This window comes from Idiomarina sp. X4 (genome assembly GCF_002808045.1).
In the GTDB taxonomy this organism is placed as follows: Bacteria; Pseudomonadota; Gammaproteobacteria; order Enterobacterales; family Alteromonadaceae; genus Idiomarina.
Genome location: NZ_CP025000.1, coordinates 1821011 through 1835911, shown reverse-complemented (window position 1 = coordinate 1835911; position 14901 = coordinate 1821011). Strand labels below are relative to the sequence as shown.

Genomic DNA, 14901 nt, shown 5'->3' with positions numbered 1-14901 from the left:
CAACGGTTCCTGTTGTGATCGAACAACCGACATTTAAATTCTATTTTTTACACCCTAAGTTTTGGCTTACCTGGCTCGGCGTTCTCATTCTTTATACCGTGTCTTGGCTTCCCTATCGTATGCAGCTGGCCATGGGGCGTGGGCTTGGCTTGTTGTTTAAAAAGGTCATGCCCCGCCGTGTGAATATAGCGCGCACCAACTTAAAGCTGTGCTTTCCCGAATACAGCGACGACAGCATTGAGGAACTGGTCACCGAGAACATGAAAAACACCGGCATTGCCTACTTTGAAGTCGGCATGGCGTGGTGGTGGCCGGACTGGCGTATTCGTCGCAAACTACATATTCACGGTGAGGAAAACTTACGTAAAGCGCAGGAAGACGGCAGCGGCGTATTATTACTGTTGTTTCACTTCCTAAGTCTGGAAGTGCATGCGCGCTTGCACGGCTTCGTTGAGCCGGCAGTTGGCTTATACCGGCCGCACAACAATGCGGTAATGGAGTTTCTGCAAACCCGTGGACGAGCCCGCTCAAACAAGTACATGATTCGGCGTAAAGACGTTAAGGGCATGCTAAAAGCTCTGTCTAAAGGTGATATTGCCGGTTACTTACCTGACCAGGATTACGGCCGCCGTCGTACTGAGTTCGTTAAGTTCTTTGAAGTGCCGGACGCTTCCACAACCACCGGCACTATGTTGTTTGCCAAAGCGCCAAATTGCAAAGTGCTGGTCTCTCGCTGTGTTCGTCGCAAAGACGGTACCGGCTACGACTTATATTACGAACCGGCACTTGAAGCTTTCCCAACCGGGGACGATAAAGTCGACGCCAGATACGTCAACACCTTGGTCGAAGACGCCGTGAAAAAAGCGCCCGAGCAATATCTCTGGGTACACCGCCGCTTCAAAACACGGCCAGAGCCTGATATGCCTAGCTATTATCAGTAGACCCAGTATCCGTATCGCCAAGCAGTTTGTTCCAGCAATGAATAACCGCTTGGCGTTCGGCGTCTAAATTGTGTTTTTCTAACAGCTGTTCGCCCTGAAGCGCCAGTGCGTGGCTCTCACAGCGAAATATCTGAAATGCATTCACTAGGTTCTGAGCATCAACGTCATCCAGCAGGTGCTCTTGCTGAGCTTCTATTAACAGCCGAATGTTATCACTGTAGCGGCATAAACTTGGGTGCGTATGAGCGTATTTGAGAACCAGATATTGGGTAATAAATTCAATATCGGCAATGCCACCATCATCTTGTTTTAAGTCAAAAGCGTCCGTTCGGCTTACCGACAAATGATGTTTCATTTTTTGCCGCATGGAGACAATCTCTTTTTTCAGCTGCGCGTCTTCGCGCGGCTGCATCAAGGCAGCTCGACGTACATCCGCTAAAGTATCTCTTATTCCCCTGCTGCCGTACACAGGACGTGCCCGTACTAACGCCTGCAGCTCCCAGGTCCATGCATCGTCATGTAGATACTTAGCATAAGAGTTTACTCGCGTGACCAACAGTCCAGATTGACCCGACGGACGCAGGCGTAAGTCAACATCGTATAACACCCCAGCGACGGTTCGGGTCGTAAACAAGTGCAACACCCGCTGCGCCAAGCGCAAATAAAACTGCTGAACCTCAATCGGTTTATTGCCGTCAGTTAAGCCTTCGTAGTTAGAATCTGTAACAAACACCAAATCGAGATCAGAGCCATACCCCAGCTCTTCGCCACCAAGCTTGCCGTAGGCCATAACTCCAAAGCCAGTATTATCAACGCTGGTTCCTTCAGGTTTACCATGCTTCTGAGTCAATTGATGCCAAGCCAGCCCTATCACCTCGTTAATAATCGCTTCTGCCAGCGCGCTTAAGTGATCACTAACATTCATGAGTTCAAGCACGTTACTAATATCAGCCGCTGCAATTTTTAACTGCAAAGCCTGTTTTGCCTGTCTTAGCGCATCCATTTGCGTTTCCAGATCCTGCTCAGGAATACGAACTAAGTACTCACGAAGCAACGCATCATAGTTTTTCGACTCCGGCAACGTATAAAGTTGCTGCGGATCGATGAGCTCATCGAGTAACAAAGGGTGTTGTGCCAGCTGGTTGGAAATCCAGGGGCTGGCCATACATAACTTACAAAGCTGCGCCCGTGCCCCAGGGTTCTCTGCCAGCAGCTCTATGTAGGCAGTGCGACTCATTATGGCCTTAATAATAGACAGCAGCCGCTCAAGCAGGCGCTCAGGATGTTGGTGCTGCACAGCGTGACGAAGCATCATCGGCATTAGCCTTGCCATCGCCGCACGCCCTCTGGGGCCTGAACTTCGGCGACGACTTTCCTGCCTAAAATTATGAATCAAGCGCCATAAACTCTCCGGCTCATCAACCCCTTCCGCTTCCAGGATCTCAATCGCCGCATCATCGTCCAGCATATCCTGCCACAGCACTTGCAACGACTGCTCTTCTTCGTCTTCTTCTGACTGCTCACCAACGACTTGTTGAAACTCCTCGTGAATGCTCGCCATGCAATCGTCAACACGCTGTTGAACTGATGCCCAGTCATCTTCGCCCAGCATACAGCGTAAACGCTCCTGCCCAAGCTCATCGTCTGGCAGTTGCTGAGTCTGTGCATCATCGATTTGCTGTAACCGATGCTCTATGGTGCGCAGAAACTCATAGTTTCGCATCAGCATGTCAGCCCGCTCCTTGTCAATCAGCTCTAATTCAATCAAGCCTTTAACTGCTGTATACAAGGAGCGTGTTTGTAGACTCTTTTCCTGTCCCCCACGAATCAGTTGGTGCGCCTGAACAATAAACTCGACTTCCCGAATACCTCCGGCGCCAAGCTTGATATTATTTTTAACTCCCCGTCGCCGTGTCTCCTGAGTAATCAGCAGCTTCATTTTACGAAGCGATTCTATGGCACTAAAATCAATGTAGCGACGATAAACAAACGGGCGTATCAAATCATAGAACGCTTTCTCGTCCGAATCGCTTGCCCCAATCAGGCGGGCTTTTACCATTGCATAGCGCTCCCAGTCGCGTCCCTGCTCCTGATAATAATGCTCCAGCGCATTCATACTGGTAACCAGCGGACCCGACTGACCAAAAGGGCGCAAGCGCATATCGACCCGAAACACCTGCCCATCGGCAGTGGTTTCGTCAAGCAGCGCAATCAGCAACTGTGCCAGTCGTTTATAAAACACGCTATGCTCTAAGTTACGTCCTGGTCCTTGAGTCTCGCCTTGCTCAGGGTACGCAAAAATAAGATCAATATCAGACGAGAAGTTAAGCTCTTTCCCACCTAACTTGCCCATACCAATAACCAGCATTGGCATCGCCTCGCCATCATTGCCTATTGGTGTGCCGTGTTTCTCTTGTAATCGTTTAAAAGCCCATTGCAAACTTTCTTGAATAGCCCCGTCGGCAAACACGCTGAAGTGTTCAAGTGCCTCAGAAAGCGAGAGCTGACCCAAAATATCAGCGGCCGCCAATTTCGCCATAATGCAATGCCGGTATTCACGCAGTTTGTATTTGGCTCGGCGGTCGTCTTTACACTCCTCAAGCAATCTTCTGAGGCTGCTTTCATAGGTATCTGAGCTATCCAGGCTTATATCATTTTCTGAAGCAAAAAAGTCCGTCAGTAATTGGGTAGGGTAACGTTCTGCGACCCTTGCAATAAAAGGGCTTACTGCGAAGAGCGAGCGCAAAAGCTGCTGCTGAGGTTCCGTTATCGAAACATTGTTGACCTCAATAAATCGCTCCCACGCCGATTCACTGTGTTTTTCTAAGTAGTCATTCAGTATAAGCATTAGGCAAACCAGTACGGATCACGCTTTAACGCCGCCTTTCTTGAATACTCCAGCGCCTTCAATAAGGACTCTCGTTGCACTTTCTGCCACTCCAGCAAACGCTCAAGATCATCGTCGTCACGCTCTTTGATGCGTTCGTGCAAAATATGCAGCGCGGTAATTTCCCGAATGCCGCGCGCTAAATCCTGCCAGGGTAAACGGAATTTTTCCCGTAGGTCATCGTCAAACAATTCACCAAAACACGTCCCCATGAGCAAGCTGTTCTGTAGTGGCTTCAAAAGCTTTAAATAACCTTCTTCGTTCAACCGCTCATGTTCAGAAAATGCGGTCTGAACCAGTTGCCAGTCACTTTTGAGCAACTGACTGCACCATGGCGTTACCGGCTGCGACAGCTCTTCGGTCATTTCGTTTTCGATTAAAAACTGAGACAATTTTAATACAGTTTGCTGATAGCGAGTCGACGCCACAACGTCTGCCACTTCATTCAATCGAATCACGTCTTCCTGGCTGTTCTGCAAGCTTTCATACAGCTTTTCATAACGTTTTAAGGCTTTATGGTAGGCTCCATCTTCTGCCGTTAGCTCATCAAGCCCTTCAAAGTTTCTCAGCCACTGTAACTGCTCGGTGATTTTAGCCAAGTTAGTTAACAGTTGACGCTCGCCAACACCAAGCTCAATCAATTGCTCCAGCGCAACTCGCACTAATTGAATACCATCAGCAAGGCCCTGAACGGCGCGAACGCTCGGGTTAAAAAGCAAACAGGACTCATTGTGTTGCCAGTGTCTTAATCCATACTCAACCGCTCGGTATAATGCCTGACCGATGGTGAAGTCATTTTCCAAAGGGACGTAATGCATCTGCGTAAACGGCTCTAGCAGACTCTTACCGGCCAGCATATAGCCACGGGCCGCCTTACTCAGCGAGCCCACTTTCGCTTCCACTTTAGTCACCAACTGATGCGCTAAATGATACGCATCATCTATCGAACCGCCCTGCAGTTCTAATTCAATTTCAGAAAGCGTTTCTGAACGCTCCCCGGCCTGAATGTGTCCTTCATCCAGCACCATCTCAATAACGCCATCACCGCTGGGTAGTCGCCAGCGGGTACGGGTAAAATCGGTAACAAAAATGGTTTCTAAGTCACGCTGAATGTCATAAACCGGAAAGTCGTCGGGCCAAATCTCACTATCAAATAATGTTAAGTCGGGCTTTTCGCTCTCAACATTGACATTGTACTCCGGCCGTTGATGCATGCCGCCCATAACCCGACCGGCCAACTTAATCGTTTGTTCTTTTTGATCTTTATGGCTGCGTATGCGTAATCCCATATCAAACTGACGCAAACGCAAATCGGATGTGTCGAAATAACTGTTTCTGAGTTCTAACTGTGTTTTTTGCGTGTTTCCTGAGCGGGCATCCGCCAGTGATTGGCACACTTTTAGTGCTTGGTCTCGTTTTTCAGGAGCAATCAGTAGTTTTAACTCAAGTTCTTGTGACATTGACGCATTCCGAAGCGGGTGAAAGTTAAAGTAAAGGTACTGGCTTGGCGGCTTAGGGTCAACAAACATAGGTATTTTGTTGGCTTGACAGTATCCCGAAAAAATAGCAACGTGACGACAGACCTTTTTTAGGGTCTTTACCCGCGCAAAAATAAGCTTATACTTGCGCCGATTCCCGACGTTGGGGAAGCACGCCGAGCTTCGGCCTGGCTATACAGGAGATGCTATGTTCAAAGCGAGTGAGGTGCTATCCAAACAGCATCAGGCAGAAGACTTGAAGTCTCTGCAACAAGCGATAACCGACAACTATATTGTCGATGAAGATCAATATATGCGCGAGTTATTGCCGCTTGTTCCTGCCGATGAAGAAACGGTTAGCGCAGTAACCGAACGCGCAGCTAAATTAGTTGAGCAAGTTCGAGAACAAGCCGACAACGGTGTTGTCGATGCTTTCCTGCAAGAGTACAGCTTAGACACGAAAGAGGGCATTATCCTCATGTGTCTTGCCGAGGCCTTGCTGAGAATTCCCGATGGCTACACTGCCGATGCACTTATCCAGGATAAACTGTCTGGTGGTGACTGGCAGAAACACATGGGGCAAAGCGCTTCATGGCTAGTCAATACGGGCACTTGGGCTTTAGCGCTGACGAACAGCGTCACTAACCCTACCGGTCAAGCAATGGAAACACCACGCGGTGCGTTCAGACGCTTGGTTCGTAAAATGGGCAAACCGGTCATTCGCAAGGCGACTTATACCGCCATGCAGATTATGGGTAAACAGTTCGTCTTAGGGCGTACGATTGAGGAAGCGCTGAAGGAAAGCCGCGACAACCGCGACAAAGGCTATACCCACGCCTACGACATGTTAGGTGAGGCGGCACTCACGTCTAAAGACGCGAACTACTACAAGCAGCAATACGTCAACTCGATCAAGACAATCACCAAAGAGAACTTTAATAACCCGGATGCACCAAGGCCAACGATTTCGATTAAGTTGTCCGCATTGCATCCGCGTTATGAAGCGTCTAACCACGAACGTGTGTTGACGGAATTGGCAACGACTCTAACAGAGCTGGTCAAACTGGCCAAAGAGGCGGACGTCGGTGTCACTATCGATGCCGAAGAAGCTGACCGTCATGAGCTGTCGTTGGAGCTGTTTGAAAAAGTGTATCGCAGTGGTGTTTGCAAAGGCTGGCCACGTTTTGGTCTGGTTGTTCAAGCGTATTCAAAGCGTGCTCTACCAACGCTCTGCTGGATTACCGCATTAGCTAAAGAGTGTGGTGACGAAATTCCGGTACGCCTAGTGAAAGGCGCCTACTGGGATAACGAAATTAAGTGGACTCAGGAAAATGGTTTAACCGGATACCCGGTGTTTACGCGCAAATCGCACAGTGATATTTCTTATCTTGCCTGCGCTCGCTATTTATTAAGTGATGACACAGACAGCGCGATTTATCCGCAGTTTGCGACGCACAATGCGCAAACCATTATGAGCATCCAACACATGAACGAAACTCACAAGCGCCGTATTGAGTATCAGCGCTTGCACGGTATGGGCGACAGTCTTTACGACACGCTTATGGAACAAAATCCGGGCATGGTCGTACGCATCTATGCACCAGTGGGCCCACACAGAGACTTGTTACCGTACTTAGTTCGCCGTTTATTGGAAAATGGTGCCAACTCGTCATTCGTTCATAAGCTATTAGACGCCGACACGCCGGTTAATGACCTGGTCGAGCACCCGATGAAAACCGCGTCGGGTTATGAAAAGTACGCTAATAGCAAGATTCCACTTCCTCCTCAAATTTATGGGGATCGCACAAATTCATTAGGATTGAATATGAATATTCACTCACAAGCAGATGACTTTATTGCAGCAGTTCAGCAATATCGTGACAAACAATGGCAAGGCGGTCCTATTGTCGATGGCAAGACCGTTGAAACTGATCACCATGTTAGCATTACCAGCCCACAGGAAACCGCAAAACAAGTCGGTAGTATTTACTGGGGCGACAAGAAGCTTGCAGAGCAGGCACTTAACAGCGCCAACAAAGCTTACAAACAGTGGCGTGACGTGCCAACTGAAGAGCGGGCTAAGTGCCTTGAGAAGTTCGCTGACCTAATGGAAGCCAACCGCAATGAACTGATTGCTTTATGCTCTGTTGAAGCGGGTAAAGGCTTGCAGGATGGTATTGATGAGGTACGTGAAGCCGTCGACTTCTGTCGCTACTACGCTAACCAAGCGCGCGAACTAATGGGCTCACCGATTCAGTTGCCGGGGCCAACAGGCGAAGACAATGAGCTATTCGTTGAAGGACGCGGTACATTCATCTGCATTAGCCCCTGGAACTTCCCATTGGCTATTTTCGTTGGCCAAGTTGCCGCCGCATTAGTAACCGGCAACTCGGTTATCGCCAAACCGGCTGAGCAAACTGGGCTTATCGCTTACCGCGCAGTGCAACTTGCACTAGAAGCGGGTATTCCGGGTAATGTCTTGCATTACATGCCGGGCAGCGGTGCGGAAGTGGGTAGTTACCTGACATCACAAGAAGATATTGGCGGTGTCTGTTTTACTGGCTCTACTTACACAGCACAAGCCATTAACCGTGCGCTTGCGGCTCGAACAGGACCTATCGTGCCGTTGGTTGCCGAAACCGGTGGCCAAAACGCCATGATGGTCGACTCAACGGCGCTGCCTGAGCAGGTTGTCACTGACGTTGTTGCCAGTGCGTTCCAAAGTGCCGGTCAGCGCTGTTCTGCACTTCGTGTCTTGTTCGTTCAGGAAGACGTGGCTGACCGTGTTATCGACCTGCTACGTGGTGCCATGGAAGAATTGCAAGTCGGTGACCCGCTACTGCATGAAACCGATGTTGGTCCAGTGATTGACGGCATTGCCAAGACAAACCTTGAACAACACATTACCGACATTCAGCAAGCGGGTCGTTTAATTGCCCGTGCGCCAATGCCGGACTACACCATGGGCGGTACTTTTGTTGCGCCAACGGCTATCGAAATTGACAGTATTAGTCAGTTGGTTAAAGAAAACTTCGGTCCAATTCTGCACGTTATTCGCTACTCAACCGACAACATTGAAGAGGTTATTGAGAGCATCAATAACACCGGCTTTGGTTTAACCTTCGGTATTCACAGCCGTAACGAAACTTTCGCCTATGATGTTGCCAGCAAAATTGATGTGGGTAACGTGTACATTAACCGTAACCAAATTGGTGCTATTGTTGGTGTGCAACCATTCGGTGGTCGCGGTATGTCTGGTACAGGGCCGAAAGCCGGTGGTCCTCACTACCTTACTCGCTTTATCACTGAAAAGACGCGCAGTGACAATATTACAGCGGTTGGTGGTAACGCTACGCTGTTATCGCTCGACGACTAAAACGCTAGCCTGTATTGGCATAGCAAAAACGCCGCCACTTTTTACAGTGGGCGGCGTTTTTTTATGTTTATCGCTTATCAACCGTTTCAACGTCGGTATCTTTCAGTGTTGTTTGTAAATCGTCATCGAAGACAACATAGATTTCATGCAACTGATTTGACTCATCTCGGAACTGTAACGCTGCAATGTCGTCTTCATAGCGAAGCAGCTTTGGCGGTTTACTCAAGGTGTGCGTTCTGGGTGGCAAAATTAAACGCCGTTCTTCGAGCTGCTTACCATCCCAACTTGCAGCGAGCTGTTTGGGCCGGAACTTAATCACTATCCCAGCCATTAGGGTCATGGTCAGTAAGGCGCCAACCGCAATAACCCATACCGGCACCACGCCACCAATATAAATGGCCATCCACAATGCCAAAAAAAAGCCGCCCCAGGCTTGGGGGCGGCGGCTATCACGATAAAACTGAAGCGTTTCAGAATTGTTCTTCGTCATGTAAATATAAACTCTCGCTACCGTCTTTAATTGCACCCAATAATGCGTGAGTACGAGGCATAATGCGAGCAAAGTAAAAACGAGCTGTCTTAATTTTCGATGCCAAATACGGCTTTTCCGCTTGTTTTTCTTCAGCTGCAACGGCCATTCGTAACCACATATAACCGTAGGAAATATATCCCACCAAGTGCAAATATTCTACCGCTACACTGTTTACCAAGTTCTCATCAGTAGCTGCTTTTTTCAGCAACTCTTCGCTGATGTTGGTCAAATCCTGAAGCGACTGTTGCAATGTGCTTACTTCTCCGCTCCAGTTACTGTTAGCAGAAATGCCTTGCAAGAAAATAGCTATTTCCTCGACAAACGGCTTCAGTAACTCGCCACGCGAACCACCAACTTTGCGACCTAACAAATCGAGTGCCTGAATGCCGTTCGTACCTTCGTAAATTTGTGCAATACGAGTATCACGAACCAACTGCTCCTGACCCCATTCACGTACATAACCGTGACCGCCAAACACCTGCTGACCATGAATGGTCGACTCAAGGCCGGTATCAGTTAAAAACGCTTTAGCAACAGGCGTCAGTAATGCCACCATGGCATCGGCTTTTTGACGAACAGCCTCGTCTTGAGAGTATTTTGAGCGGTCTAACTGCTGGCCAACCCAAGTTGAAAACGCGCGCCCGCCTTCGGTCAAGGCTTTCATAGTCAGCAGCATGCGGCGTACATCACCATGGACTAAAATAGAATCCGCTTCCGCATTGTCGTTGCGAGTTGCTTTAGCACCGCGCCCCTGAATACGATCTTTTGCGTACTCCAAAGCATTTTGATAAGAACGTTCTGCCGCACCCAGCCCCTGAATACCAACGCCCAGACGCTCGTAGTTCATCATCGTAAACATAGCGGGCAAACCACGATGCGGTTCGCCAACCAACCAGCCTTTCGCGCCGTCAAAGTTCATCACACAAGTTGCTGAACCGTGAATACCCATTTTGTGCTCAATAGAGCCACAACTAACCGCATTGCGCTCGGTTAAATTGCCTTCGCGATCAGACAAGAATTTAGGCACCACAAACAGTGAAATACCTTTCGTGCCAGCAGGCGCGTCAGGCAACTTCGCCAAAACCAAATGAACGATATTGTCCACCAGGTCATGCTCACCACCGGTGATAAAGATTTTCGTACCGCTAATCTCAAAGCTGCCATCTTCCGATGGGATGGCTTTGCTTTTAATAATACCGAGATCCGTTCCGGCGTGCGGCTCAGTCAGACACATAGTGCCAGTCCACTCACCTGACACCATGCGGGGTAAGTAATGGTTTTTCAGCTCGTCACTGCCGTGAGAGTCAATCGCCATAATGGCGCCTGAAGTCAGCCCCGGATACAAAGAAAACGCAATATCCGCACTGCACAGCATTTCCTCGTATTGAGCAGATAACGATTTCGGCAAGCCCATACCACCAAATTCAGGGTTTGCAGTAACACCAACCCAGCCACCTTCGGCCAACTGGCGAAAGTTTTCTTTATAACCCTTAGGCGTTGTGACTACACCGTCTTCAAACTTAACACCTTCCTCGTCAGCTTCGCGCGCCAGCGGAGCGACTAAGTTTTCAGCAACTTTAGCACCTTCATCAAGAATCGCACCGGCCGTTTCTACATCCATCATTTCAGCCAGCTCAGGAGCTTGCTCCCAGTCAGCGGCTACGTTAAATACGTCATGCAGGACAAAATCCATATCATCACGCGGTGCTCTGTAATCTGCCATATTATTTACCTCTTGTTCCCACAAACAGGAAATTTAAACCACTAATTTAAACACCTGTTTAAACTGTATCGCACAAGAGTATGAATCCCATTGCGGGATGTCAATAATTTCTATCGTTTCCAGTCTTCTAAAGCCGGGTGAGAAAAGGCGTTTGAATCTAATGCCAACACCACCTGATGCGGCTCAATACGAATCACGTTCAAACTTTGATAGCTGTCACCTTCGTACAGTCGCTGACCATTCAGCTCAATCCAGCGCTGGCTCGAGCTGCTTCGATACATGTGGCTGTCGTAGCTAAATTCCGGTACTCGCTGCTGAAATGTCGGAGATAAGTCAGACAATGACGGCACTACGCTGATACGTTGCTCGGTCTCACTCCCCGTTTGTTCGACCGCTTCCTGAAAGCGGTTCAGAAGTTCAGGTGAGACACTGGACAAATCCAAGGCTTCTCGCTGGTTCTCCACTGGCTGCTGTGCCTGGGCCTGAGGTTCGACTTTATTACTCGTACTTGTTTGCGACGGTTCCGGCTCTGTTGGTGTTGCTTCCCAGCTCACTTTCGGAGGAGAAACCGCCTCTCCCCACGAGAAGTCGGAGGTAGTCACTTTAGCATCTGCGCCCGGCACCCCAGACCATAATGCGGCTGCATACCCCGTTGCACCGCCCAAAACAAGTGCCAACGGCCAAATCAGCCACAAGCGACTGGTCCGTTCGCTGTCTTGCGCAATAAGAGAGCTGTCTAATACGCTTTTGTTTTTCAAAAGGGGAGACTGTTGCTGTTTTAGTGCTTTTAGTAATGACGACATGATTATTCGCCCCCCTTTAATCTTGGACCGAAGTTGGAAGCTCTCGATGCTAACCACGCCAACGTTGCAGCATCAAGCGTCCCGGTAACTTTTAATCCGTTGCTAAGTTGGAGCTCTCGAAACTGGCTGGACGAGTCTGCATCGTGCAGCTGTTCCGGTAAATGACGTTTTAACTGCTCTCTAATCCACTCTTGCTTATCTTCCGCGGTTTCGGCCGGAGCTTGTTGGTAGAGCAGTAAAAATTCTCCCGTCCAGCCGTCAGTCGTTGTCGGCGTCTCGGTTGTCATTAATAATGGAGAAGAGTCCTTGCGATACAACAAGGCCGGATAATTAATACTTTTCAGCTGTTGCAAAGTTTGGTTCATTCGGGCACAGGCTAAGTCATACTGTTCAACCCACTGGCAAAAAGGCTCTGATTCTGGTGGTTCGGGCAGTCCCCAAACACTGGCGAGCTGTTGCGCCGACGCATAATCATTCGTAATTTTCACAGGTTTTGGTGAAGGTGAGCTGTACCAAAACGTCGCAACTGCCGCCACCGCAAAAAGTAACAAACTCCCTGCGACAGAAAGTGCCTTTGTCTTGTTCGGCTTTCCCCTTTTCGATGGACCGTCCAGTTCAATAGCCGCCTGGTTCAAATGAGCAGGCTTTACCTCTGGTGACGAATCGGTATAGGCAGCCAGCAGAGCCCTGTCGCAATACAGGTTTAAAAGCCTCGGAATACCTTGTGTCAGCTGATGTGCTCTTTTTGCCGCAGCCGCCGTAAACAATGGTCGGTTTGCGCCTGCGACTTGCAATCGATAGGCAATATAACGCTGTGTATCTTGTTCAGTAAGAGGCAATAAGTGATAGCGCGCCGTAATTCGCTGAGCTAATTGCCTTAACTCCTGACGACGCAACAAATCCTGAAGCTCAGGCTGCCCAATAAGAATAACGCGTAATAGCTTTTTATTGTGTGTTTCCAGGTTGGTCAGCAGCCGCAACTGCTCTAACACCTGCGGTCTTAAGTGCTGCGCCTCGTCAATAAGCACCACACATTGCTGTCCGTCTTCATTGGCTTTTAGCAAAAACTGGCTGAGCTTATCCGTCAGCACTTTTCTTGTTGCCGAGCGCTTTTGGTAACGAATACCGAACTCGTCACACAAGCTGGCCAGCAGCTCGTCCTCATTCAGCATGGGGTTCAGAATAAAGGCCGTTTCGGTCGACTCAGGTAACTGCTCAATAAGCGCCCGTGACACTGTTGTTTTGCCCGTGCCGACTTCGCCGGTTAATAAGATAAAACCGCCACTGCCTTGCAAGCCTTGAGTCAGATGAGCTAACGCCTCCTGATGCCGTTCACTCAGGTAAAGGTAATTAGGGTCTGGCGCTATGGAGAAGGGCTCTGCCTGCAAACCAAAATAGTTTTGATACATAAGCGTTGTGCGCAATTTATTATTATTTAACCAACAGTGTAACGACTTGCTTGCACATCCACCAGTGATTAGCGATGATCACTTTCACTAAGAATTCAGTTTAACCGGGAGTCATGAGTGCAGACCTATTTAGTCGGCGGTGCCGTTCGCGATAAATTACTGGGGTTAGCCGTTAAAGAGCGCGATTGGGTGGTTGTTGGCGCAACGCCACAACAAATGCTCGACCAGGGCTTCCAGCAAGTGGGAAAAGACTTCCCGGTATTTTTGCACCCACAAACCAGAGAAGAATATGCCCTCGCCCGCACTGAGCGTAAAAATGGCAAAGGCTACAAAGGCTTTGATGTATTCGCTTCACCGAATGTCACTTTAGAAGACGATTTGGTGCGCCGCGACCTTACTATCAATGCCATAGCCGAAGACGAGCAAGGCCAGCTGATCGATCCCTATGGCGGTCAGCATGATATTGAACAGAAAACGCTACGCCACGTGTCACCAGCGTTCGAGGAAGATCCGTTAAGAGTACTTCGCGTTGCCCGCTTTGCCGCGCGTTTTAAGCAGTTAGGCTTCACCATTGCCGATGAAACCCATGAGCTACTGGCCAAGATAGCTCACTCTGGCGAGCTCGAGGCATTGACACCAGAGCGCGTCTGGCTGGAGTGGGAAAAGTCATTAAGCACAGGTAACCCGGACGTATTTCTGAGTACCCTGGCTGATATTGGTGGTTTAAATCAGGTTCTTAAGCAGTTCAAAGCGAAGAGCAGCAATCTCAACCGCTTACACAAGGCGGCTCAATTCAGCGAATCTCACACCGAGCTTTCCAAACCGCTTATTTTTGCGAGTTTGTTTATTGGCGAGTCGCCCGTCGAGGATATCCCCGGCTTTTGCAAAGTATTGGCAATACCCAATGAGTATCGTGATGCCGCTGTGCTTGCTGAGCGAAATAGTGACTTTATTATTTCAACAAAGCTGCCGAGCGCCGAGCAATTTGCTGAAACATTGCAGTCTATTGACTACTGGCGCCGCCCGGAAAAACTGCAACAGCTACTATTGCTGCGTCAGTTAGAGCATGAAGCGACTGAATTTTCAGAATGTATTGTTGAGCAAAACAAGCAACTGGCGCAAGCCGCGATAAAGGCTTCGGAAGTGAGCCCTCAGGCACTGATAAATGAAGGCTTCACCGGCGAACAACTTGGGCTTGCGATAAAAGAAAAGCGACTGGAAACACTTAAGCACGAGCTTAAACAAACTCTTTAAGCCAGTCGGTGTTTTCCAGCGGAGTTAAGTTTTGCTGTTCAGGCTGTTGGCAATATTGGCGCCACATTTCGCCGTAAGTTTTCTTCAAAATCGGGTGTTGTCTGTTTTCGGCTATTTCCGCCAAAGGCCAAAGCACAAACGCATTTTCAGTTATTTCGTGGCGTGGCAGCTGTGGTGCTTTTTTGCGCACCATATCGTCGTAAAGCAACACGTCGATGTCTAGCGAGCGGGGGCTGTACTTAGCGCTGTCGGGCTTGCGTCCGTTTTCTTGCTCAATGCGCTTGCAGTGCTCTAATACCTTTTCTACCGGCAGCTGGGTCGTGACTTCCACGACAAGGTTGTAAAAGTCACTACCCTTAAAACCTACCGCCTCGCTCAAAAAAACACGAGAGCGCCGTTGATAAGTAAAGCTATCGGCTAATGCCCTTAAACCGGACAAAATATGCTGCTCTTTATCGATATTAGAGCCGAGTCCCAAAAAGACAACTGCCACACTAA

At 49.1% G+C, this 14901-nt stretch carries 10 protein-coding genes; 3 read left to right on the top strand and 7 right to left on the bottom strand.

The annotated features are described in order from the left end of the window. Window positions 1–14: 14 nt before the first annotated feature. Window positions 15–941, top strand: coding sequence for an LpxL/LpxP family Kdo(2)-lipid IV(A) lauroyl/palmitoleoyl acyltransferase (lpxL, locus tag CWC33_RS08735; RefSeq protein ID WP_100691626.1), 927 nt, complete (start codon window positions 15–17; stop codon window positions 939–941). On the opposite strand, the gene glnE is transcribed toward lpxL, so the two are convergent. Next, the gene (glnE, locus tag CWC33_RS08730; RefSeq protein WP_100691625.1) at window positions 925–3789 is read right to left on the bottom strand and encodes a bifunctional [glutamate--ammonia ligase]-adenylyl-L-tyrosine phosphorylase/[glutamate--ammonia-ligase] adenylyltransferase; all 2865 of its coding nucleotides are present in this window, start codon (window positions 3787–3789) and stop codon (window positions 925–927) included. The two genes, lpxL and glnE, sit on opposite strands and share 17 nt — an antisense overlap. Next, the gene (locus tag CWC33_RS08725; protein ID WP_100692315.1) at window positions 3789–5288 is read right to left on the bottom strand and encodes a CYTH domain-containing protein; all 1500 of its coding nucleotides are present in this window, start codon (window positions 5286–5288) and stop codon (window positions 3789–3791) included. Before CWC33_RS08725 ends, glnE begins: the two co-directional genes overlap by 1 nt. A gap of 226 nt (window positions 5289–5514) precedes the next feature. Here CWC33_RS08725 and putA point away from each other — a divergent pair, with 226 nt between their 5' ends. Beyond that, window positions 5515–8682, top strand: a complete 3168-nt coding sequence (gene putA / locus CWC33_RS08720) for a bifunctional proline dehydrogenase/L-glutamate gamma-semialdehyde dehydrogenase PutA (protein ID WP_088767652.1) — start codon at window positions 5515–5517, stop codon at window positions 8680–8682. Window positions 8683–8749: 67 nt separating this feature from the next. Here putA and CWC33_RS08715 read toward each other — a convergent pair whose 3' ends face one another. The 4 genes from CWC33_RS08715 to CWC33_RS08700 all read right to left on the bottom strand — a co-directional run bounded on the left by CWC33_RS08715 (window position 8750) and on the right by CWC33_RS08700 (window position 13149). Next, a complete protein-coding gene (locus tag CWC33_RS08715) occupies window positions 8750–9172 on the bottom strand; it encodes a hypothetical protein (RefSeq protein WP_100691624.1) in 423 nt (140 codons plus the stop codon). Beyond that, window positions 9153–10937 (bottom strand): acyl-CoA dehydrogenase C-terminal domain-containing protein, encoded by a 1785-nt coding sequence (locus CWC33_RS08710; protein WP_100691623.1) that lies wholly within the window; start codon window positions 10935–10937, stop codon window positions 9153–9155. Before CWC33_RS08710 ends, CWC33_RS08715 begins: the two co-directional genes overlap by 20 nt. Before the next feature lie 110 nt (window positions 10938–11047). Next, on the bottom strand, window positions 11048–11740 hold the full coding sequence (locus CWC33_RS08705; RefSeq protein ID WP_100691622.1) for a general secretion pathway protein GspB: 693 nt from the start codon (window positions 11738–11740) through the stop codon (window positions 11048–11050). Between the two features lie 2 nt (window positions 11741–11742). Beyond that, window positions 11743–13149: an ExeA family protein gene (locus CWC33_RS08700; protein WP_100691621.1), complete on the bottom strand. Its 1407-nt coding sequence runs from the start codon at window positions 13147–13149 to the stop codon at window positions 11743–11745. Between the two features lie 117 nt (window positions 13150–13266). Between CWC33_RS08700 and CWC33_RS08695 the strand changes: the two genes are divergently transcribed. Beyond that, a complete protein-coding gene (locus tag CWC33_RS08695; RefSeq protein ID WP_100691620.1) occupies window positions 13267–14403 on the top strand; it encodes a multifunctional CCA tRNA nucleotidyl transferase/2'3'-cyclic phosphodiesterase/2'nucleotidase/phosphatase in 1137 nt (378 codons plus the stop codon). On the opposite strand, the gene folK is transcribed toward CWC33_RS08695, so the two are convergent. Beyond that, on the bottom strand, window positions 14387–14896 hold the full coding sequence (gene folK / locus CWC33_RS08690; protein WP_100691619.1) for a 2-amino-4-hydroxy-6-hydroxymethyldihydropteridine diphosphokinase: 510 nt from the start codon (window positions 14894–14896) through the stop codon (window positions 14387–14389). The two genes, CWC33_RS08695 and folK, sit on opposite strands and share 17 nt — an antisense overlap. Between the last annotated feature and the right edge of the window lie 5 nt (window positions 14897–14901).